Genomic DNA, 23,653 nt, shown 5'->3' on the forward strand with positions numbered 1-23,653 from the left:
TTGATTAGAAAAGAACTTGTGAATTTTCTGAACTCGCTAAAAAAAGTCAAAAAACAAAAAATTTTAGTATTACCGGATGGATATCTTCCTGATATCGATGAGGGTGGAGAGTTTTTCATTTATCCGGATTTTGACATATTTCCATTTGAAAATTTGGATATCTCTCCAAACATAAAGACAAATAGGATGAAAACCTTATATGCCTTATTAATGAAAATGGACGCGACCGTTTTAACTACCTTCTCATCTTTAATAAAGTATACCTTACCCAAAAAAGAATTCGTAATCAAAAAGATCAAAGTTGGAGACACATTCGATCTTGAATATAATGTTCCTTATCATTTAGGATACAACCTTACTGAAGAAGTAACTAGTCCTGGAGAATATTCTAAAAGAGGTTTTGTAAGAGATTTTTTCATTCCAATTTACGAACAACCCGTAAGAGTTGAATTATGGGATGATGTAATAGAAAGAATATCTTTTTTCGATACATACTCTCAAAGATCGATTGAAAATTTAAAAGAAATAGAGATAATTCCTGGTTCTGAAATTATGAAATTTGACCATAACTTAGAAATTTATGAGGAGAGGTTAAAAAAATATACCAATGAAACAAGTGAAGAAGAGGTTCTAACTCTTGATCAATTTAACACTCTCCCAGGAATCTTTTACAAAGATAAAAATACAATATTAAGTTATCTAAATGAAGAGAGAGATATTTATTTAATAAACAAAGAAGAAATCATAAACTCTTACAGAGAAAAAGAAAAAGAAAACTATGAAATGTGTGACAATGAACAAAAGCGAAAAATATATAAAATGTTTTCGGGACATAACCTTGAAATTTTGAATAAGATAAAATACGACGAAGTAAAACTTACCCTAGAAAAGATTTATTTTATCAAACCTAAAAAGGAAGACAAAAGGTTGGAATATATACCCCTTCTTGATTGGGAAGATCTAAATGAAGGGGACTTGGTTGTACACGAAGATTATGGAATAGGAATATATCATGGCGTTAACAAAGTTGAGACCACTTTAGGTTTGAGAGAGTTTGTTACATTAGAATATTCTGATAATTCAAGGGTCTATGTCCCCGTAGGTAGATTGGACAAACTATCTAAATACATCGGAGACCCTGAATCTGTTAAAATATCTTCTTTGAACAGCAAAAGCTGGAAAAATACGAAGCAAAAGGTAAAAGAAGAAATTAAACAAAAAATCGAAGAGCTCCAAAAAATCTATGCTTTAAGAGAAAATCAGCGGGGGATACAACTATTTGGGGATTCTGAATTGGAAGAAAAATTCAAGGAAACCTTTCCTTACGTTGAGACACCTGATCAAGAAAAGAGCATCAACGATGTTATGAGAGATTTAGAAAGTGCAAAACCGATGGATAGATTGTTGTCAGGTGATTCTGGATTTGGTAAAACCGAAGTTGCTATGAGAGCGGCTTTCAGAACGGTTGTTTCGAATTATCAAGTTCTGCTATTAGCTCCAACAACTATACTTGCCAAACAACATTACGAAAATTTCAAACAAAGAATGGACCCTTTTGGAATTAAGATAGCTTTAGTTACGCGTCATAAAACTCAAAAAGAAAAGAAAGAACTATTTGAAAGCATAAAAAAGGGCCAAATAGACATAGTAATTGGAACGCATGCCTTATTATCAGATTTACTACAAGTAAAAAACCTTGGGTTGGTTATAGTCGACGAAGAACAAAGATTTGGGGTACTTCAAAAAGAGAAATTCAAAAAATTAAGTGAAGGTGTAAACTTCCTTATGATGAGTGCCACTCCCATACCTAGAACCTTATACATGTCTATCAGTGGATTAAGAGACATATCTTCGATATCGACCCCTCCAGTAGGTAGATTACCCATTCAAACATTTATAGGGAAATATTCAGATAAACTAATACGTACGGCTGTTTTGAGAGAAAAATCTAGAGGCGGGCAAACGATCTATATCCACAACAGAGTGCAAGAACTGGATGAACTATACAAAAAATTGCAAAGCCTCGTTCCTGAAGTTAAGATAACAATGGTACATGGTGGGACACCAAAAAAGGAGTTTATAAAATCTATTAACGATTTGTACGATGGAAATATCGATCTACTTCTATCAACGACAATAATAGAAAATGGGATAGATATACCAAATGTTAATACCCTTATCCTAGACGATCCAGAAAGATATGGGATCTCTCAGTTATATCAAATTAAGGGAAGAGTCGGAAGATCTAACAGAAGAGCTTTCGTCTATTTTCTATTTAAAAAAGAAGTTACCCCTCAAACTAAAAAAAGACTGGAAGCGATCAAACAATATAACGAGCCAGGAAGTGGATTAAAACTTGCTCTGAGAGATTTAGAAATTCGTGGATATGGTGATATATTAGGAATAGAGCAAAAAGGTCATATAAATGCCATAGGTTATCATCTCTACCATGAAATGTTGAATAAAATTTTATTTGAATATGGAATTAAAAAGGAAGAAGAGATTCAAAGACCTCAAATCTATACAGAAATAAAAGGTATAAAAGGTTCCATAGTTATTCCGGAGTCTTATATCCCTAATTCTATTGAAAGAATGCGAATATATAGAAGGATATCTGTAGCTAAAACAGTTGATGATGTTGAGGATATAAGATCCGAAATAAGCGACAAATACGGTAAACTTCCACAAGAGGTAGAAAGATTATTTCAGTACGCACTGATTAAAGTTAAAGCCAATATGGAAGGTATTAAAGAGATAGAAATAGGAGATACATACATATCTTTTAAATTCGAAAAAAATGTAAATCCCGTCATTGAAAAATACGACAAATACTCAAGAAAGATTACCTTTTATCCAGAAACGAAAGAACTCATAAGTTATGGACCCAAAGACCATATGAAATATATGGAAAAGGTTTTTTCCTAAGAGGTGAAGAAGGTGTTGAATGATACAATAGTTGCCATTTCATCCCCGATTGGTACAGGAGCAATAGGGGTGGTAAGAATTTCAGGCAATCACGTTAAAAACATAATAGATCAAGCATTAAAAAGAAAAAAATATACCCCTAAGAAGATGTACTATGGTTGGCTTTATAATAAAGAAGGAGAAAAAGTCGACGAAATTACCTGGGTTTACCATTCACAACCTCACTCTTACACAGGAGAGGATATGCTTGAAATATTTTGTCATGGCGGTAAACTTATAACTTATACTGTACTGAATACAATTATAAAATATGGTGTAAGGCAAGCTTTACCTGGGGAATTTACAAAACGTGCTGTTTTAAACGGTAAGATGGATCTCATAAAAGCAGAAGCTGTAAACAATGTAATTACTGCGGAGACTGAAATATCTTTAAAAGCGTCTTTCAATCAACTTAAAAATACCCTTTCCCAAAAAATCAATGACATAAAAAACTGTTTGCTAAATATTTCTGCCCAGATCGAGGTAGAAATGGATTATCCTGATGATATAGAATTTAAAGATCACAATTTGAAGAACAAATTAGATGATATTGTGAATCGTATGGATCAAATACTAAAAGGTGTTGACAATGGTATTATAGCTGTTGAGGGTGTCAGAACGGTTATAGTAGGAAAACCAAACTCTGGTAAAAGTACCCTGTTGAACGCTCTTCTGAGAAAAGATAGAGCGATTGTAACTGATATTCCAGGAACAACAAGGGACACCATTGAAGAAAATCTGAACATAAACGGTATATACTTAAAACTCATAGACACAGCAGGAATACGAAACACAGAAGACACGTTGGAAAGGGTTGGAATAGAAAGGACCATAAATTCCATAAAGAATTCTCATCTAATCTTGTTCGTCTTGGATGGCACAACGCCTTTTACACAGGAAGACCAACTAATTTATACTAAATTAAATGAATTGGAAAATAAAACTGTTATAATTGTATTGAATAAATCGGATTCTCCTAATTTTAAAGAGAGTAATTATCATCCTTTGAAACAAAAAAATCCCAAAGATTTTGTTATAGTTTCTGCAAAGAACGGAGAGATTAAAACTTTGGAAGATAAGATATATGAAAAGTTTTTTGAGAAGGTCAATATAGAAGAACCAACTCTAACTAATCAGAGGCAAAAGATGACCTTAGAATCATCTAAAGAGTACGTTTTAAACGCCATAAATTCACTCGAGAAAGGCTTTTCTAACGATGTAATTATGTACGACATAAGAAAAGGACTTGAAAAGATCTACGAACTATCTGGTGAAAGCTATACCGAAGAATTACTCGATAAAATCTTTTCCACATTCTGCGTTGGAAAGTAGGAGGTAAAATATATGTATCGGTTAGTTTCAATTTTTTTTGGCCTAATCCCCTTAATACAATTTTTCATAAAAGGATGGTACTTTTTTGGGATATCTTCTATAGTTTTAATTATTTCATATTTTATACTTAAAAAGAGGGGATCAAATCCATTTGTCATAGAAGGGGCGCTCTTAATAGCATCACAACTTTTTATGAATATAATCGGACTATCTAATATACCGATATTCTTATATATCTCTTTGGCAACAATTTTGATTTTCGTTGCCTCGAGAGATGAAAAGATAGTTGACGATTTGAAAGATTATATAAAAGTAACCGGCCATTCTAAAGAAAATTGGGATTTTGAAATATGTTATTTTGGAATGGGAGAGATTAGAAATATTGACCAATTAACTAATTTATCCACTGCTGCATTTGGATTTTCAGACAAAGGTATAGCTTTCAACACTAAGTTAGGAAGGGAATATTACACGAGATTCATTGATTATAACGAAATAGATGACTTTGGAATGTTCAAATTGCAAAAGAAACAAGCGTTGTACTACCCTAAAATCAGAGATATGTTCATCTGGCCAAGTAATATGAGCACAATGCATAAACCATATATAAATACCTATGGATTATACATTTTAGTGGGGGATGAATCCTTGACTTTTTACGAATCACCGAGCATCATACTTAAAATATCTGAGCACTTGGAAGAAGTGAGGAGATAACAGATGAAAATTTTAAAGATGTCATGGTATGAGATAAAGAAAGTGTTAAGAAATCGGGGAGTATTAATCTTAAGTGTTATAATACCTGTTATTTTAGCTTATTTTGGTTCTTCATTCTATCCTGCGAATATAACCCAAGATTTTCAATTAGCTTTATACAACGAAGATAGAAGCCTTTTAGGGAATATCAGTTTCATTTTGATAAAACAATTTTTGAATTTTGAGAGCACCATCGAAATTAAAAATGATGAACAATTAAATCAACTAATTAAAGAAGCAAGTTATGATTCAATACTGATTATTCCAAAGGGTTTTACACAAGATCTGATCAATCGTAGTCAAACGGTTTTGTATATAATACCAAATCCTCACAAAATTCAGAACAGTATGATGATATATACCGGTTTTAAAGCTGTTTTTGATGAGCTTGCGGGGATACCGGAGATAAAAGTTGGCTCCACTACTGAGTTCTTACTTCAAGGGGGCATTGGAATCGATGAAACGAGGCCCAAGCCAGAGATAAAAATGCTTATACCAAGCGCCTCGGACGGATCTTTGGTTGTTTCTCCAACCACAAATTTAGGGATTAATGATATGTTTGCTCCTATCGTAGCGGTAGTTGTGATTCTCTTATTATCAATGATAGGAATAGCGTCTTCTATCGGTCAAGCTAGAGAGGTTGGATTACTGGATCTATATATATCAAACGGATTAAAAACCTGGGAATTCATTTTATCAAAAATTATATCGTATATAGTAATAGGTTTCGTTGCTGGGATGTTCTCGTGGTCTATGTTCAGAATGTTTGGTGTTCAATCCCAAGCTAATCCCTGGAATTTGATCTTACTCGTTTTAATATCTGTATTTTCTTTCACCTCTTTTGGCTTGTTTTTATCTTCTTTTTTAAAAACGGCTCGAGCTGCTTCTTTCCTTGTGACGGCAATGATAGGAGGAATGTTGGTATTTGGCGGGGTTTTGATCCCGATACCTACAGGAAGTATTCTTGAAAAGATAGCGAACCTATTTCCTGTTAAATACTCTTTAGATGGCTGGAGAAAAATAACGGTATTAGGGTATGGACTAAGTGATGTAAGTTTTGAAATTCTAATACTATTAGGTTTTGGGGTAATTTTCTTTCTGGCATCATTGATGCTAATTCAAGCTACGCAAGAAACATAAGGGGGTTATTCTAATGGATCTTATAGCTTTTGTAACGGATTGGGGGCACTCTTCGTATTATGTCTCAGTGTGTAAGTCCGTCATAAAAAAAATAAATAAAAATGCGGATATAATTGATATTACACATAGTGCCGGACATTTTAATATAAAGAAATATGCATCTCTAATTTTCAGAGCCTCTCGGGATTTCGAAGAAGGAACCGTCTTTTTGTGTGTTGTTGATCCAACCGTAGGTAGCCCCAGGAAACCGATCGCTTTGAAAACGTCAAAAAACAACTTTTATTTTGTTGGCCCAGATAACGGTCTATTTACTTTTGTGATCGAAGAATATGGAGTTGAAGAATCTGTTGAGTTAGCCGACAAAAGATTTTTCTATAAAACCGATTATTCATCAACATTTCATGGGCGTGATATCTTTGCACCTGTTGCTGCCTATATTTCAAAAGGTATTACTATCGATCATTTTGGACCAAAAACAGAAAAATTAACAACTTTCGATATGCAAAAACCTGTCATTGAAGATAACAAAGTAATATGTGATTATTTATATTCAGATGATTTTGGGAACATTGAAACTAACTTATCTTCCAACTATCTTGAGAATTTAGATTTAAGCAAAAAAGTAACAGTAGAAATAAACGGGACAAAAAAAGTAGCTAGAATCGTCAAAAACTACGCTGAAGTAAAGAAAGGTGAATTATTGTTGCATGTTGATAGTTCAGGATTCTATGAAATTTCTGCCAATCAATCCAATGCGGCTCATCAATTTAACATTACCGATGATTTTGAAGGGAAGATAAAGATATATCTTGAGTTATAAATCAATAAAAGATCCGATCGAAGTTACATACACGGTAGAAAGGTCTAAATTTATTGGAAATATAGCAAAGGTCAATTCGATCGATGAAGCACAAAAATTTATAAAAGAAGTTTCTCAAAAGTATGATAACGCCACACACAACTGTTGGGCTTATAAGGTTCGTGAAGAAGGAAGAGAAATCGGTAATTATTCGGATAACAACGAACCGTCAGGCACAGCGGGTAAACCTATTTACGGGGTAATTGAAAAATTTGGTCTATCAAACGTTGCGATAGTAGTTACGAGGTATTTTGGAGGAGTGAAATTAGGTATTCGCGGTTTAATAGATGCGTATTCTAAAACAGCCGAAGAAGTTGTTAAAAATACTAAAGTAGTTACCTACGAGAAGACATTTATTTACGAAGCAAAATGTGACTACAGTAATTTTTCCTTCATACAAAACCTCATGCAAAAACAAAATAACTTCAAAATAACGAAACAACAGTTTTCAGACGAAGTTTATTTTATATTTGAAATATTAGAACATAACAAAGATGTCGTTTTATCATTATTGAAAAACAAGGTGTACAGTTTAAATTTTGTTGGCAATTCGGAGGGAATTTTATGAACAACAATTTATACAGAAAATACAGGCCTTTAGATTTTGATGAAATTTTAGGACAACCTCATGTTGTAAAATACTTCAAAAATGCATTAAACAAGCAAGAGGTTTCTCATGCATATATTTTTTCGGGCCCACGGGGTACCGGAAAAACTACAACCGCTAGGATACTTGCCAAGGTATTAAATTGCAAGGATCCCCAAGGATACAATCCTTGCAATAAATGCGAGAACTGTGTTTCTATAAACAATAACAGTTTTTTGGATGTAATAGAAATGGATGCAGCTTCAAACAGAGGAATAGACGAAATTAGAAACATCAGGGATTCCTCCAATTACAGACCTGTTTATGGAAAATACAAAGTATACATAATCGATGAATTTCATATGTTAACAAGGGAAGCCTTCAATGCCCTATTAAAGACGTTAGAAGAACCACCATCACATGTCATTTTTATTTTAGCAACCACAAATTTGGAAAAAGTTCCTGATACCATCATTTCCAGGGCTCAAATTATAAACTTCAAAAATTTAGGTGAGAAGGATATAATGGAAGGGTTGAAAAATATAGCTAGCTCTGAAGGTATAGAATATGAGTTAGATGCCTTGGAAACGATAGCTAAAAGGGCAAAAGGCGGTATGAGAGATGCTATCTCGATGTTGGAACAAGTGGAAAAATTCGGAGAAATGAAGATCACCCAACAAGACACCCTTGACATACTAGGTTTGTTCGATGAAAATTTTATAGCACAATTCATAGAAAATGTTTCCGATTCAAAAATTGATGAATTTTTAGCACAATCTGAAGAGCTATTCAATTTGGGAAAGGATCCAGAAATTCTTCTTGAGCAATCCATAGAATATATCTTTGATTCTCTAATTCAAGAAAGAAAAGATAACTTAATTCCACTGATGGGCACCTTCAACGATATACTTAAAGATTTAAAATACAGTGAAAACAAAAGGCTGATCTTCGACGTGGAGATGTTAGATTTCATGCATAAAAATTCAGCTACGTCTTCAACTTTGTCTTATGCTAAAGAAACAACTCCGTATAGAAAACAAGTTACCACAGAATCCGTTTCCAACGAAACTCAACACCCCATTATGAAGAAAATTCTTGATTATTTCAGTGATCCACACGAGAAGAAGTCCAACATGGCAATATATTTTGCTTTGCTATTTTCAAACCCAGAAATTGAAAACGATAAAATACACTTCAAATTCTCTTCAGACCAAAAGCTAGAATATGAGATTCTTAAAAAGTACGTAGATGAGTTAAAAGTGAATATATTTTTACTGATCGACGGATCATACGATATCACCTTTTCACTTGCAGGTGGTGAGGTAGAAAGTTTAACCCAACAAAAAGAAAAGACAGACTTGAGAGAAAAGAAACTATTCTGAGGGGATTGCATGCTTTATATAATCTCTGCCATGGGTATTGAAACGCAATCGATTATAAAATATCTTGATTTAAAAAAAACTAAGGATAGGCCCTTTGAGACTTATCAAAACAAAGAAGCCACTCTTGTAATATCAGGTGTTGGAATAATCAATGCTGCAGGAGCTACATCCTACCTATTGAAAGATACCTTAAAAGGCTTGAATCATTGTGATTATGCAATAAATTTAGGAATATGCGGTAGTTTAAATAACAAATTTAATGTTGGCGATCTAGTTTTAGCCAATAAAGTAGTAGATTATGAAAGAAAAAGAAAGTACTATAGCGATATATTAGTTAAGCACAACTTAAAAGAAGGTTCCATACAAAGTATAAATTCTCTCAACGTTGATTATGAATTTGAAGAAGATCTCGTAGACATGGAAGCTTCGGCTTTTTTTCAGATTGCTTCAAAATTTTTGAACGTACATCAGATATATGTACTTAAAATAGTTTCCGATAAAGTAAGTAAAAATAAACCAGTAGAAAGACTAACTAAAAATTATATAGATGAATTAATTCAAGGAAAATTAGAAGAAATTTTCACTTTCACAAAATCTGTAGGCTCTCTATTAAAGAAATTTCAACCCCTGGTCCAACAACAAGACGAAGAAATTATACAAAAAGTATCTAAAAGTTTGAAACTTACATTCTCCCAGATCAACCAGCTAGAAAATGCATATGCCTATTTCAAGTCGAATAAAAAAGTAAGCCCTTTGTTCTTAAAAGAATACTTTAATTACATTCCAAAAAGTAAAAAAGAAAGGGATGCGATTTTTGAAAAACTCAAAGCAGAATTATACAAATGAAACTTTCTCTCATATCTACATCGAAAAAGACGCTTTAAATTACTCCTTAACCAATGAAGTTATAAGCAAACTCAACAAAAGTAAGATAATATATATAGATAACTACAATGAAATATTTTCTCGTAAGAACCAAAACCCTTTTTTACAAAAGCTTTCACCATCTCTGATTCTAGCAGTTAAAAAAGGCGATTTTATCTATAAAGGATCAAACTTGTGCCATAATTTTGAACAGCAAGATTTTTATTACACAAATTTCATAGTCAATTGTCTATATGATTGCGATTACTGTTATTTGAAAGGCATGAACTTCTCTTCCCACATCTTATTCTTTGTTAATCTTTCCGACTATTTTAATGAATTAAGAAGATTGATAGTTGAAAAAGGAAAGCTTTATCTAAGTATATCGTATGATTCCGATATATTACTTTTTGATGGAATTTATCCGTTTTTGAAAGAATGGATAAAGTTTGCTAAAGAAAATCCTTTAATAACTATAGAAATTCGAACTAAGACAAGCAATTATAAAAAATTTTTGAATTACTCACCAATAGATAATTTGATCATCACTTGGAGTATATCCCCACAGGAAGTAATATCAAAGTATGAAAAAAACACCCCATCTTTAGAAAGAAGATTAATTGCGATATCACAACTGTTAAAGAAAGGGTGGAAAATTAATTTAGCATTGGATCCGATACTATATATTGGAGAAAATTGGAGTGATAAATACAAGGAGTTCATTAACTCTATAACTGAGAATATTAATATAAAAGAGATCAATGCAATCACGTTAGGAGTTTTTAGAATCCCTGCTGACTACTTAAAAAGGTTTAAAAAGTTTTTTGAATCTTCAATTTCATTTTTCCCTTATCAAACCATAAATGGGGTATCCACCTACCCTGAAGAATTAAAAAATGAAATGATAAAATTCGTCTATTCGGAACTAAAAAACATATTTGATAAGACAAATATTTATATACTTTGATTTTAAAAAATTAGACGGACAATCGTCCGTCGTTATTTACTATAGTCACTAATTAATCTTTTTACAAAAACAGGTAGAGAAAAGGACGCAACGTGTACTTCCTCATTATAATACTTGAGTTCTTTGTTAAACTCGTTAACTTTTTCAGGGTCAAAATCTTTTACTGGATCCAGATTTTTTGAGGCGAACGTCCATGTCCATGTACCTGGCATATATTGAGGTACATAACCCATATACAATCGTGCTATATTAAAAGTATTGCTGATTCTTCTATATGCCCGTATCATCCACTCTTTCTTCAAAAAAGGTTCCTCAGTTTGCGCGGAAAAAACTCCGTTTTCATTCAATGCTTCAAAACAATTTTTATAAAACTCTTCGGTAAAAAGTAGCCCACCTTCGCCTTCGGTGGGATCTGTGGAATCAATCAGTATAACGTCGAATTCATCTTTAAATTGAGAAACAAATTTACTCCCATCTTCATAAACTAATTCCACCTTTGGATTTTTTAACTCATAAGAAATGTTGGGTAAATGCGTTAAAGCGGCTTCTACAACTTTTTTATCCAATTCACAAAGAACAACTTTCTCTACTGAATCATGTTTCAACACTTCTCTAACAGTTCCTCCATCCCCTCCACCGATTACCAAGACCTTTTTGGGGTCAGGATGTATGAACAAAGGAACGTGTGAGATCATTTCATGATAAACAAATTCATCCGAATCTCTAGTCATAACAACCCCATCTAATGAGAATAGCTTTCCATATATGGGAGTTTCATAGATATCTATTCTTTGATATTCTGTTTGTTCGGTATAAATGTGATTAGTTACTTCGGAAAATACTCCTACTTTATTTGTTTTATCGTACTCGGTAAAAATAGTATGTGGAAAGATATGATTATTTTCAGCCATCAACTCACCTCGATTTTATGAGCAGAATTTTCAGGTACTCCAATAGAAGAAAAAAGTCCTCGTTTGAATTCTTGACTCTCCTGTCTTTTCGAATTTAAAGCATCTTTTAAATAGTAAAAAGCTTTCCATGGATCGACAGAGTCTCCACAAGTATATATATCTAAAGATGCATAATTGTATTCAGGCCAAGTGTGAATTGCCAAATGAGATTCAGAAACGATTATTGCTCCACTTACCCCATGAGGTAAGAATCTGTGAAATGTTGAAGTAACTATTGTTGCCCCCGATTCAATGGCTGCTTTTTTCATTAAGTATTCTATTTGTTGAACATCGTTTAGTATCTCTTCATCACAATCGTATAATTCTGATATCAAATGTCTTCCTAGGGATTTAGCCATCTCTCAATCCTCCTTTAAAATATTTCTATCCAAATTAGAGTAGCTTTATTTGTGTTGCTTTTATTTTTTATGAAGTGTTTTTTATTAGCTAAATAAAAAAAAGTCTCATCTTTACGCACTAGATAAACTTCTTTATTGAGGTATAACTCTATCTCCCCTTCAATCACGTATCCTAACTCTACACCTTCATGAGGTTTTTCGATATCCGTTGAACAACCTGGTTGCAAAACTACTAAGGAAGGTTCAATATTTTTGGGTTCGGACGTTGTTAAAAGAAGTTCTTCTTTAACTCCTTTTGGTGTATCGTATATAGGTATTCTATCTTCTTTGGTGAAAACGATCTTTTCCTTATTTTCGAGATTTGAAAAAAAATCTTTCAAGTCTGTTCCTAAGGCTCTTAATATCATTTCCAAATTTTCAACAGTAGGGGAAGCTAAATCCCTTTCAACTTGGGAAATAAATCCTCTAGTTAAATCAGATCTTGTCGCAAGTTCTTCTTGTGTCATATTTCTCATTATTCTAAGACTTTTTATCTTTTCACCTATTTGCATTCCAAGATCCTCCAATAAATTATAGAAAATGAACAGTTAATTAAACAACTCGGTTAATATTATAAATTTTTATTTTATATTTGTCAATTACAAGAATTTACATTTATGTTTCTACAAGATCAATAATGAGTTGTTTGTGTTATACTACTAAGTAGTGGGGTGGGCAGCATAATATACTTTTAAGGAGGGCTTTTAAGTAATGCGACCGTATTTGAGACCATATCTTGGTATAGATTTAGGAACAGCAAACACGCTAGTTTATATGAAAGGAAAAGGTATAATTTTAAACGAACCCTCTGTTATAGCGATCAATAAAGAGACGTCAGAATTGCTTAAAGTTGGAAAAGAAGCTAAAAAAATGATTGGAAAAACTCCTGCTAATATAATCGCTATCAGACCACTGAAAGAGGGTGTAATAGCAGATTATAATGTAGCAATGACAATGCTTAAGTACTTTATAAACACATCAATGAATGGTTTTAGTTTTTTTAAACCAACGGTCGTTGTAGGAATACCTACAGATGCAACTCAAGTAGAAAGGAATGCTCTGAGAGAAGCTGCTTTAGATGCTGGGGCTAGTAAAGCGTTTTTAATAGAAGAAGCTATGGCAACAGCTATAGGTGCTGGTTTAGATGTAGAGGAGCCATCGGGGAATATGATTGTGGACATGGGTGGGGGTACCACAGAAATAGCTGTAATTTCACTGGGAAATATAGTATTATCAAAATCTATAAGAGTAGCAGGAGATTTAATCGATCAGGAAATTATTAATCACATAAAATCCAAATACAATATGGTAATAGGAGAAAAAACCGCTGAGAGGATAAAAATAGAGATTGGTAATGTTTTTGATAGCCCTCAGTACAACGAATTAAGCATGGAGGTGATAGGTTTGGACGTTCTATCAGGCCTCCCAAAAAGTGTTATAATCACAGGCTCAGAAATAAGAAACGCCATGAGAGTGCCGGTTACCAAGATAGTTGAAAATATTAAATTGGCAATTGAAGAAACTCCACCTGAACTTTTGTATGATATCGTTAATAGAGGAATATTTTTAGCGGGTGGAGGCGCATTGATTAAAGGAATAAAAGAGCTGTTAGAAAAGGAAACGTTGATAAGAGTCGTAATAGCAGATGATCCAATAACTTGTGTAGCAAGAGGGGCAGGAATGGTTATTGATAAGATAAATCTTATAAAAAGTATATCTCAACAAGCTTAATATGAGATATTTTCAGATTTTATTTCTAGTAATTTTGATCTTTATTTCAATTTTATTTAATACTTTTGAAAACTTACGAGTCATTTTAGATCCATTAACGTACCCGGTTGATATGGTTTTTTCACTGTTTCATTCTAAAATTTTAGAAAGAGGTTCAAGCGCCGAAAAAATTTCTAGTATCTTGGATGAACTTAACAAAAAACCTCTTTATTTAATTGAAAGTAAAAACAGTGAAAATATAGATTTAACTATTCCTCGGGGTATAATTCTAAGTGCAACAAATCGTAATTTTAATGTTTTAACGAATAATGAAAGTAACTTGGAAAAAGGATATTTAGCAGTTTCCACAGATGGTATCCTATTAGGTTTTGTTGAAAATATGTTCTCAGATAGAGTAGTGGTAAGAAAATTAGGTTGGGGAGATCAACAATTTTTTGGGAAAATAGGGATTGTAGATGTTTTAATAAAAGAGGATAAAGGTAATTTATTGGTGGAAATACCTGATAATTATAATGTAGTAATGGAACAACACCTAAAGATAGATCTTCCTGCGTATGTAAAAGGCGGAGAAAAAGAAAGTATATTTTTATCGGGGGAAATTGTTTCTAAATATGGTGACCTTTATCTTTTCAACCCTGTGAAAATCAATGATTTTTTAGTGTACTTTTTTCCTTATTAAACAAAAGAAGTGAGAGTATATGATGTATCTAATTTATTTTTTATTAGCTCTAGTTGCAGCTTCATTTGATAGATGGCTTGGAGAAATACTTTTTTTCATCTTCCCTATAATTGTATTATATGTGTCAAATCTTGAAAAAGATGACCATAGACTCCTTTTTTTTGTGTTCATATATACTATATTTTATTTCAATGCAAGGTTTGAATTAGGTTTTCTCGCCATAATATTTTTTGCTGTTTTTCTTCTTCTTAACTTTTTCTTACATCAGTTAGAAATGACTTTAATTAAAGTACTGCTTTATGGTGGTGTTTTGTCGTTATATATGAGTGCCATAACTTCTTCATTTTATCCTTTTTTCTTGGATATGTTAATTATTCTCGTATTATATTTTATGAACATGAGGTTGGTTTTAAATGAAAGAAAAAAGAGCTAAAATATTGTTTTTTTTATTCTTTTTGGGTTTTGTATTACTGTTTGCCAGATCGTTTCAATTACAGATTTTAAACTGGGATAAATATACAATGGAAGTTCTAGAATTATCAACAAGAATTGTAAAAGATTCTCCTAAAAGAGGAAATATATACGATAGAAATGGAAATTTATTGGCATGGAACCAAAGGATATATAATTTAACGAATTTAGGAGGAACGTTAAGTGAAGAAACAGAAGCTGAATTGTACTTAGCTTTAAAAGATGTTGTTGATAATCCTTATACCGTAATAGATAAATTAAATTTTCAAAAAAGAGTGAATTTAGAAATAAATTCGGTAACAGCTCAAAAGATAGGAAGTATTGATAAAAATCTACAAGTTGAAGAAAGATATATAAGAAGGTATGCTCACGAATCTTTATACCATGTTTTGGGTTATGTTGACAACGAAGGTACTCCTAGGTCAGGATTGGAATTGGTATTTGATAAAGAATTACAGGGGGAGCCAGGGTACAAAATGATCAATATTGCAACAAATAAATCAGTTTCACCCCTAATAGCAAATGCGCATTCGATTAATGGTAACAATATTTATTTGACGTTAGATTTAGATTTACAGATTAATGCATACAATTATTTAAAAGAAAGTAACTACAATGGTTCGGTAATCATCTCCAAACCAAAGACCGGTGAAATATTAGTCTTTGTTAGTTATCCATCAGTAGATCCTAATTTGTTTGCCCAAGGAATGAGTAATTTAGAGTTTCAAAGAATTTTGAATGACAATAATATGCCTCTTTTAAATAGAGCTACATCTGCCTTGTACCCACCAGGATCTATCATAAAACCTTTTGTTGCATATGCTGCCCTTGAAGGAGGTATATCTCCTGAAGCCACCATAAATTCGACTGGAAGATACGATTTAAAAAACTCTCAAGGCAACGTTATCGCATCTTATTACGATTGGTATACATTAGGGCATGGTGAAACTGATTTGGTTAAATCTTTGAGAGCGTCTGTTAACTCATATTATTATTGGCTTGGAGAAAAACTGGGAATAGACTACTTAAAGAGTATGTCTGATGAATTTGATATTACTTCTAAAACGGGAATAGAACTGCCAAATGAAAAAGTTGGAGTTTTTCCAGACCCCGGATGGAAATATGAGAAATTCGATACCATTTGGTACCCAGGAGAAACATTATTAACGTATATAGGTCAAGGTTACATCACAATGACTCCACTTCAAATTCTAAGAATATATAATATTTTTGCAACAAAAGGAAAATATTATCAATTTAATATATTTAAAAGAGAAGAAGATATTTTTGGAAATATTATAAATAAAAATGTACCTGTACTTAGAGATTCATACGAAATGAACGAAGAATATCTAAAATATATTTACCAAGGTATGATAGAAGTGACCTCATTCGGTGGACCAGCTGGCGAAGAAGGAACAGCTTTTCAGTCTTTTATGGATTTTCCAATAACGGTTGCTGGAAAGACAGGTACAGCAGAAGTAGGGGGTGGAAAGCCTGCTCACTCATGGTTTGCTGGTTTTTTACCAGCAAAAGATCCTCAGTATTCGATTGTTGTCATTATTGAAAATGGAGGGATGGGGTCTACTGCGGCTGCACCCATTGCTAGAAAGATACTTGATGATCTGGTTGAAAAATATAGCATTCAATAAAAAGGAGATGAATTTAATGAAGAAAATGTTAGTGTTTTTTATGCTCATCATTTGTTTAAGTATAACGGTTCTATCAGAGAATTATACCTTTGTCTTTAAAGATGTGCAACTGTTCTATACCGTTTCTAACGATACCTCATTCTTAGTTCCAGACGGTTTTGATGTGCTTTGGGTCAGTGGAGTAGATTCTTGGGAACTCCAAAAGGTATACCAACATTTTCCTTTTAAGATTGTTTCTTGGGAAGATTACACTCAAAAATTTATCGAAGCTATAGATGAAGATGTTTATAAGATTGTTGGAACAAATGAAATTCTATTTTACAATCCTCAATTAAGTCAATGGTGTGTTACTGATGAAAAGAATAAAGATAAGATTCAACCGAGTACTCAAATATTATTGAGGAATCCTAAAAATTCTGTAATTGCTTTAAGGGCAAGAGGTTCATGGGAAGTTATCTATGAGATGAAAAGTGACGGGACGTTCAACAAAAACGTCCAAATCAAGGGTATTCCTGTTGGTCCAACGAATCTATATTTAGTGAACGAATATCTTAACTTGTCTCCTATTGATTACGTAGAGAGTACAAAGTTATTGAGCGGTACACGGATGGCAAGTGAAGGTGATTTTGAGATGGTTGCCAAAGAAGCGATTCTAAGTCAAACTTATACAATGAATTTAGGAAAAATCAATTTTCAAAATAGTTTAATTAACTATAGAATATCTCAAAACGACATATTGTCATATGAAGACAGAAATGTAATTAATTTTTCTTTGTACTCCAATATACCAAACTATACAAAAACTCGAATAATCAGACACATAGAAAACGCAAAATACAATGGTTTAGGAATAGAGTTACCCTCGGGACAAATTTGGATTCATGAGGAGTTCGATAAGGAAAGTTTTCCAATAAAATTAGCTTACATTAGTGACACTCCTGTTGGGGACATGCTCAAGATAAATCTTGGTGAGAGTTGGGATGTACAATATAAAATAGAAAAAATGTCTGATGTCGAAGTCAAATCCCAAAATTCCCGAATAGTAGACTTTTTGATTACAGTGCAAAATTACAGTAAGGACAGACAAATTGTTAACTTAAGTATGTCTTCACCCAATATCGAAATAGACAAAATGCAGATAGAAGGGAATTATCAAAACTTAAAAAATAACTCTGAAAAAGGCAAAATTGATATTAACTTTGTTATAATAGATGAAGTAAAAATAAGAATGACGATTAAAACAGTACTCAAAGAATAAAATTTTTAATAATCTCAAAAAATAGTCGATATTATCTATTTTTATCTCAATCAATAAAATGTAAGATTCTTTATTCGGCTCTATCCCTCCAAAAGAAAGGTGATTTTATGATTGATTCCATCAGACCAGAGCACTTTAATCCCTACTTGGGCTACAAGTTGGATCCGGGGGAACCTGGATTGGCTAATAGTTCTCCTGCGTCTTTGAGTATACTTAGGGTGGCAGCCCATGAGGTAGGGAACATAAATCAATTTAAATCTCAGGCGTTGAAAAAAGGTGGAATAGTTATTTATACTGACATAGACCTTAATCTTAAAAAGAGGGGAGGATTTCTAGCTGCCGTTGGAGGTAAATCTAAAGCCGTTATTTTGTATAAAAAAGAAATAGACAAAAATTCACCTCAAGATCTCCATTATGAATCACAAAATACAGAGAGAAAAGACAACGAAACAGAAGATATAAAGCAACGAATCGAAAAGGAAATTCAAAAAATAACGAATGAATTAAGAGCGGAAACTGATCCAGAAAAAGTCAGAAAATTACTAAACACCCTTCAATCTTTAGAAATTTATAAAAGTAACAGCTCATCTTTAGATTTGGAGTTTATTTTAGGATTAACTTTAGATTTAACGGTTTGATTCCAACACTTCTTCTCTTTTTCTACTTTTTTCCAGACTCTCTTGGGTTAGACCTTCCTCTATAAAATTAGTCACCCAACGTCCAACGGTTCTTTTGAATAAATAACTTGATTTATGACCAGACAATAATCTTTTGACCTTTTTATTTGGCAATAACTTTTGAAGGTCATTTGTTGCTTTATGTGGCATAATCTTATCAAAAAGAGCTTTTATATAGAGAACGGGTTGATTAACAAACTTGGCATAACTCAAAGGGTCGTAATGATAACAACTGATGGGTGTTTTTTGGAATATATCATCTATTGAATTGATATTATTTTTTACAAAGTTAGCCGCATCACTTCTATATTTTTTACAATACTCTTCTGAATCACAACCAAATGAATTCTTTTCTTTTGCGTATCTTTCTCTAACTTTCCCTGTATATGGTGAATAAAAGTTTATCCATCTCCAATTTCCCCCAGTGATCATCAAAATACCTTTTTTGACCCTTTTATCGAGGGCTAAAGTCATGGTACCGATGATTCCTCCAAAAGATACGCCCATCAAGTACAATTTATTTTCTGAAAAATCATCGAAAGTTTCTAATAAATCGATCGTCCTTCGAACGTCTTTTACAGAATTATGGAAAAGTACTGTACACTCCTGGGGTTCAGGTGAATAAAAGGGATCACCATCTTCTACTTCATTGGGCTTCCTACTTAGATGGTAAGGAAGAATCACAACACTTGTTCTGTAACCAAGTTTTTTGAAATATCTACCGTACCATTCAAGGTATGGGACGTTGTTGGGCCCAATACCATGTAGAAAAACTATATCCCCTTTAACTTTTTGTTCTGGTTTAAACATATGAATTACTTGAGTTTCGTTCTCTTGGTGGATAGGGTCGGTATACACAGTATCGAACGTATAAACAAAATAATCATTTTCTTCTCTTACTTTATAATTTATGGGAAGTTTGGGATAATTAAATATGTAGTCCGTCGTTTATCACCTCGTATTTAAAATGTTTAATTGACATTTAAACACTTTTATTTTACAAAATTATATTTACCTTTTCTTAAAAGAAATATTATGAAATTCTGTTATTATAAAATAAATACCTATATAGGGTATGGGAGGTGGAAAGAAAATATGCAACATGTAAAAGTAAAGGTTTATACAACTCCAAGTTGCCCTTGGTGCAGAAAAGCCAAATCTTACTTTAGAGAGTTAGGGATAAAATTTAAAGAAATCGATGTTTCAAAAGATCCAAAAGCGGCAGAAGAATTAGTTCGAAAGACTCATCAGATGGGGACTCCAGTAATTCAAATTGGAAATCGTTATATAATTGGTTTTGATAAAAACAAAATAGACAGTATGCTCGGAATTAATTAAGACAGTTAGTTCAATAATAATAAAAACATAGGGCCTGATTTTAAAGGCCCTATGTTTTTTGTTAATCAATTTTTATTAAAATATCATCCATTATCTTCGGATCTGTTGGATTTCCTCCACCAAACGACCAAGGTCCTCCATTTGGTGATAATGGTCTCAAGACCCCTTCGATTCCGTCATAATCGTATGTTGTGATATAAATTGTCCATCCTGAAAGGTCGCTTGTGTCAAGTGTTGAAAGTGGAATCATGAAGGTTATTTTATTTTCTTGTTTATTAACCTGCGTAGTAGGGGCAGGAGTTATTGGATCACCATATTTATTAGCTGATGAGTTCTCTGAACTGAAAAGACTAATGCCCCATCCGGTTGCGTAGACTTCGTAATCCCAGTTTAAGTTATTTGGCATAGTTGCATTTTGAAATGGTAATTCTACTGCTCCTTTTTTGTCGGGGTCGTCAAAGTATATTTGGAATGTCACGTGATCGAATCCGTTGGGAGGGTTCCAAATATCGGTTACATTCTCCATAGTTACAACCATCCTAAGCATCGTTCCAATTTGTATCAATTCAACCTCTTTGATATCCATCTGTTTGTTGAAAGTTGAGTCTTTTGGGTAAGAATAAGTTCCATTAGGTCCTTTATCGTCCCCCAAAAGGTCTTCAACTATTTTAAGAGTCACCATTGGAATTTCGAAATTAATATTATAACTTTCTGAATAATCAACTATTAATGGAGTTCTTCCGTAGGCTTTAACGAATATGTTGTGTTGCCCAGGAGTGAAATCCGAGATGTTTATTGGGATTTCCCAAGGTTCACTTTGTTTTTGTGTGAGGTTGATTTTAGCATATTCCTTTTCCTCACGATCAACGATTACCTGAATAGATTTTGCGTTTGATGCTGTTCCTTTTAATACGAAGTTGTCAGAAAAGGTTTGATCTTCTTCTAAATTTGTAATTTCTACAGATACTTCTTCTTCCTTGACAGGGTTAATTTCATTCGTTACCTCGAATATACCGATTGCCTTAGCGTTTAACAAGATATTCAAAGGCGAAGAGTATACGATTTCTTTGTTAATCATATTGTTTACTAAAATGGGTTTAAGAACGGTACCTTCATCAATCCCTAAATCAACATCTGTAGCATGTTTTTTATTGGAAGATGTATTCATCAAAATAATATAAGATTTTGATTCATCCTTTACTTTATAAATGAAAGGTCCTGGACCTAATTCATCCGCGAAGAGAACTTTTACTTTTCCATATCTGAAAGTTGGTATATTTTTCCTTAATTCTATTAATTCTTTAATGTACTGAAAGGTAGGGGTTGTTGTATCAAAGTGGTCAACTCCTCCAGAAGCAAATCCATGTTCAAACATTGCTGCCCTTGTTTCAACAAAATTTTGTTCAGTTCCGTAATATAATGTTGGTATTCCAGGAATAGTGAATATAAAAGTTAGGGCCTGCTTGAGACTGTTTATATCAGAACCTTTTAGGAATCTATCCATATCGTGATTATCAATAAAGGTTATCATTCTTGAAGGATCTTTGTACATAGTTTCTCTTTGATTTAATCTATACTCCAAGTAAGATGTTGGTTTTCCTTCTTTAAACACACGCTTGATGTCCGTTTGAAGAGGAAAATCTAACATTGAATTAAATCCAATTTCCATATATTCATTTAAAGATTTCTCCGCTACGTTTGTGAAAGGTTGAGGAGTTATCCATGCCTCGCCATAGGTTAAGAAATCATTTTTTTCAACTTTTTGTGCTATTTCATATATTCCATTTTCTCCATTTAAAAATTCCTCCCAAAATTCATTTGGAACATATATGACGGTATCTATCCTAAAACCATCTATATCTGCTTCTTCTATCCAAAAAGTGTAAGAATCTTTCAAAGCTTCTATCACTAAAGGATTCTCAGTGTTCAAATCATCTAACTGAGAAAATTCGGTATTATATTGGTTTGGATTTTTAATTTCAGAGGGCCAATGATAAACATTCAATTTTCTTTGTTCTGGATCGTTATAATCATTCATATTGAAAGGATACTGGTCGGGTTTGTTTGTTGGAACACTTTGATTGTTTAAAAAATATTGTCCATTTTTGTAAATCAAAAAATTTCCCGTATGATTCGATACGATATCTTGGATTACATACATACCTCTTTTGTGCGCTTCTTCTACAAATTTTTTGTAAAGTTCTAAATCACCAAAATGTTCGTCTATCTTTTTAAAATGTCTAGCCCAATAGCCATGGTAACCTCCATAATTCACACTTCCATCCCACCATTGGTTAGCTACAGGCGGTGTAACCCAGATTGCAGTTGCCCCTAATTCTTTTATATAATCTAATTGGTCGATCAAACCCTGGATGTCTCCTCCGTTGTACTTTGAGTTTACCATTCCACTTTCTATCCCTGAATCTGTTAGTACATCGTTGGAAGTATCTCCATTTGCAAACCTGTCTATCATAACAAAATAGATGATCTGATCTTCCCAATTTGGAGAAGGTGTCCCGGAAAAAACAAAGGAAGCTAAAAAAAGAAACAATGTTACTAAACCTAAGTATCTTTTCATTTCTCCATCCTCCTTTTAACTTTTGTAATAATGGAAACGTTTTACTAAAAAATTATAACATAAATTTGAGCAACATGCAAATCCAAGTAATACGCATAAAAAAAGGGATGCATTGTGCATCCCTTTAGGTGGTGCGCCCAGCATGGGCAATATCTAAGCGGTGAAAGTCCGTTGTGGGCCAGGTAGCGGGAACCACTAGTCGAAGGCAAGGGTGTCCACCGTGAGGTGGAATCTGAAGGAAGCCCAAGGCAAAGTCCCGGTCCGATGAACAAGAACCAGATACAAGGCTAAGTGGAGTGGACGAGTTTGCAACTCAAAACGAAGTCCAACAGCTACCCAGAACTTCACGGAGTAGATCTGGCGAATAGACGGGATGAAAGTAGAAGAACTCTTTGGATATCTCAAACAACATGGAGAAGAATTAAGGCAAGAGCTCCTTGAAGGAAGGTACACCCCGAAACCGGTAAGGAGAAAAAAGATACCGAAACCGGATGGAGGGAAAAGACTACTAGGCATACCGACAGCAATAGACAGAGTAATCCAACAATCCATAGCGCAGGTGTTGACACCGATTTACGAAAAGAAATTTGTAGATAACAGCTATGGATTTAGGCCATTACGAGATGCAAAACAAGCCATACGGAAAAGCAAAGAATACCTAAACGAAGGACACACATGGGTAGTGGACATAGACTTAGAACGCTACTTTGACACAGTCAACCACGACAAACTGATGAGGATAATATCAAAAGACGTAAAAGATGGCAGAGTGATATCCCTGATAAGGAAATACCTCAAAAGTGGGGTAATGGTAAATGGGGTAGTGATAGAAACAGAAGAAGGGACTCCACAAGGGGGACCGCTATCCCCATTACTAAGCAACATAATGCTCCACGAACTTGATGTAGAACTAACAAAAAGGGGACACAAGTTTTGCAGGTATGCAGACGATTGCGACATATACGTGAAAAGCAAGAAATCCGCATACAGGGTGATGGAAAGTATAACAAAATACATAGAGAAGGAATTAAAGCTAAAAGTGAACAAGAAGAAAAGCAAAGTAGTCAGGCC

The 23,653-nt window shown here is 33.3% G+C and carries 21 protein-coding genes and 1 pseudogene; 17 read left to right on the forward strand and 5 right to left on the reverse strand.

Annotated features, from left to right (window positions below; genetic code table 11):
• Genes X929_RS03110 through X929_RS03150 form a run of 9 tightly spaced genes read left to right on the forward strand, consistent with a single transcriptional unit; the run spans position 1 to position 10,850 of the window.
• Positions 1–2,925, forward strand: coding sequence for a DEAD/DEAH box helicase (locus X929_RS03110; protein ID WP_103066584.1), 2,925 nt, complete (start codon positions 1–3; stop codon positions 2,923–2,925).
• A 12-nt stretch (positions 2,926–2,937) separates the two neighbouring features.
• Positions 2,938–4,296 carry a tRNA uridine-5-carboxymethylaminomethyl(34) synthesis GTPase MnmE gene (gene mnmE, locus X929_RS03115; protein WP_103066585.1) on the forward strand — a complete coding sequence of 453 codons (1,359 nt, stop codon included), beginning with the start codon at positions 2,938–2,940 and terminating at the stop codon, positions 4,294–4,296.
• 12 nt (positions 4,297–4,308) lie between these two features.
• The gene (locus X929_RS03120) at positions 4,309–5,013 is read left to right on the forward strand and encodes a hypothetical protein (protein WP_103066586.1); all 705 of its coding nucleotides are present in this window, start codon (positions 4,309–4,311) and stop codon (positions 5,011–5,013) included.
• Positions 5,014–5,016: 3 nt separating this feature from the next.
• A complete protein-coding gene (locus X929_RS03125; RefSeq protein ID WP_103066587.1) occupies positions 5,017–6,192 on the forward strand; it encodes an ABC transporter permease in 1,176 nt (391 codons plus the stop codon).
• A 13-nt stretch (positions 6,193–6,205) separates the two neighbouring features.
• Positions 6,206–7,012 (forward strand): SAM hydrolase/SAM-dependent halogenase family protein, encoded by an 807-nt coding sequence (locus X929_RS03130; protein ID WP_103066588.1) that lies wholly within the window; start codon positions 6,206–6,208, stop codon positions 7,010–7,012.
• Positions 7,002–7,619, forward strand: coding sequence for an IMPACT family protein (locus X929_RS03135; protein WP_103066589.1), 618 nt, complete (start codon positions 7,002–7,004; stop codon positions 7,617–7,619). The genes X929_RS03130 and X929_RS03135 overlap by 11 nt, the downstream gene beginning before the upstream one ends.
• Positions 7,616–9,019, forward strand: a complete 1,404-nt coding sequence (gene dnaX, locus X929_RS03140; protein WP_103066590.1) for a DNA polymerase III subunit gamma/tau — start codon at positions 7,616–7,618, stop codon at positions 9,017–9,019. The genes X929_RS03135 and dnaX overlap by 4 nt, the downstream gene beginning before the upstream one ends.
• A 9-nt stretch (positions 9,020–9,028) precedes the next feature.
• Positions 9,029–9,865 (forward strand): 5'-methylthioadenosine/S-adenosylhomocysteine nucleosidase family protein, encoded by an 837-nt coding sequence (locus tag X929_RS03145; RefSeq protein ID WP_103066591.1) that lies wholly within the window; start codon positions 9,029–9,031, stop codon positions 9,863–9,865.
• Entirely contained in the window at positions 9,834–10,850 is a 1,017-nt protein-coding gene (locus tag X929_RS03150; protein WP_103066592.1) for an SPL family radical SAM protein, read from the forward strand. The genes X929_RS03145 and X929_RS03150 overlap by 32 nt, the downstream gene beginning before the upstream one ends.
• A 32-nt stretch (positions 10,851–10,882) precedes the next feature.
• On the opposite strand, the gene speE is transcribed toward X929_RS03150, so the two are convergent.
• Genes speE through X929_RS03165 form a run of 3 tightly spaced genes read right to left on the reverse strand, consistent with a single transcriptional unit; the run spans position 10,883 to position 12,710 of the window.
• On the reverse strand, positions 10,883–11,761 hold the full coding sequence (gene speE, locus X929_RS03155; RefSeq protein ID WP_103066593.1) for a polyamine aminopropyltransferase: 879 nt from the start codon (positions 11,759–11,761) through the stop codon (positions 10,883–10,885).
• Positions 11,761–12,159 (reverse strand): adenosylmethionine decarboxylase, encoded by a 399-nt coding sequence (gene speD / locus X929_RS03160; protein ID WP_103066594.1) that lies wholly within the window; start codon positions 12,157–12,159, stop codon positions 11,761–11,763. Before speD ends, speE begins: the two co-directional genes overlap by 1 nt.
• A gap of 14 nt (positions 12,160–12,173) precedes the next feature.
• A complete protein-coding gene (locus X929_RS03165) occupies positions 12,174–12,710 on the reverse strand; it encodes a helix-turn-helix domain-containing protein (RefSeq protein WP_103066595.1) in 537 nt (178 codons plus the stop codon).
• A 199-nt stretch (positions 12,711–12,909) separates the two neighbouring features.
• On the opposite strand from X929_RS03165, the gene mreB reads away from it, so the two are divergent.
• From mreB to X929_RS03195, 6 genes are all read left to right on the forward strand, one after another.
• Positions 12,910–13,929, forward strand: a complete 1,020-nt coding sequence (gene mreB / locus X929_RS03170; protein WP_103066596.1) for a rod shape-determining protein — start codon at positions 12,910–12,912, stop codon at positions 13,927–13,929.
• A gap of 1 nt (position 13,930) precedes the next feature.
• Positions 13,931–14,608: a hypothetical protein gene (locus X929_RS03175; RefSeq protein WP_103066597.1), complete on the forward strand. Its 678-nt coding sequence runs from the start codon at positions 13,931–13,933 to the stop codon at positions 14,606–14,608.
• A 19-nt stretch (positions 14,609–14,627) separates the two neighbouring features.
• Entirely contained in the window at positions 14,628–15,041 is a 414-nt protein-coding gene (locus X929_RS03180) for a hypothetical protein (RefSeq protein WP_103066598.1), read from the forward strand.
• Positions 15,022–16,731 (forward strand): penicillin-binding transpeptidase domain-containing protein, encoded by a 1,710-nt coding sequence (locus tag X929_RS03185; protein ID WP_103066599.1) that lies wholly within the window; start codon positions 15,022–15,024, stop codon positions 16,729–16,731. The genes X929_RS03180 and X929_RS03185 overlap by 20 nt, the downstream gene beginning before the upstream one ends.
• A 16-nt stretch (positions 16,732–16,747) precedes the next feature.
• Positions 16,748–17,989, forward strand: coding sequence for a hypothetical protein (locus X929_RS03190; protein ID WP_146255767.1), 1,242 nt, complete (start codon positions 16,748–16,750; stop codon positions 17,987–17,989).
• Positions 17,990–18,096: 107 nt separating this feature from the next.
• Positions 18,097–18,627 (forward strand): hypothetical protein, encoded by a 531-nt coding sequence (locus tag X929_RS03195; protein WP_103066601.1) that lies wholly within the window; start codon positions 18,097–18,099, stop codon positions 18,625–18,627.
• Here the strand turns inward: X929_RS03195 and X929_RS03200 are convergent.
• Positions 18,616–19,524, reverse strand: coding sequence for an alpha/beta fold hydrolase (locus X929_RS03200; RefSeq protein ID WP_103066602.1), 909 nt, complete (start codon positions 19,522–19,524; stop codon positions 18,616–18,618). The two genes, X929_RS03195 and X929_RS03200, sit on opposite strands and share 12 nt — an antisense overlap.
• A 237-nt stretch (positions 19,525–19,761) precedes the next feature.
• On the opposite strand from X929_RS03200, the gene X929_RS03205 reads away from it, so the two are divergent.
• On the forward strand, positions 19,762–20,004 hold the full coding sequence (locus X929_RS03205; protein ID WP_103066603.1) for a glutaredoxin family protein: 243 nt from the start codon (positions 19,762–19,764) through the stop codon (positions 20,002–20,004).
• 61 nt (positions 20,005–20,065) lie between these two features.
• Here X929_RS03205 and X929_RS03210 read toward each other — a convergent pair whose 3' ends face one another.
• Positions 20,066–22,582, reverse strand: a complete 2,517-nt coding sequence (locus X929_RS03210) for an alpha-amylase family glycosyl hydrolase (RefSeq protein ID WP_103066604.1) — start codon at positions 22,580–22,582, stop codon at positions 20,066–20,068.
• A gap of 364 nt (positions 22,583–22,946) precedes the next feature.
• Here X929_RS03210 and ltrA point away from each other — a divergent pair.
• Positions 22,947–23,653, forward strand: a pseudogene (gene ltrA / locus X929_RS03215) (group II intron reverse transcriptase/maturase); the annotation flags it as partial.

Source organism: Petrotoga olearia DSM 13574, assembly GCF_002895525.1.
GTDB lineage: Bacteria > Thermotogota > Thermotogae > Petrotogales > Petrotogaceae > Petrotoga > Petrotoga olearia.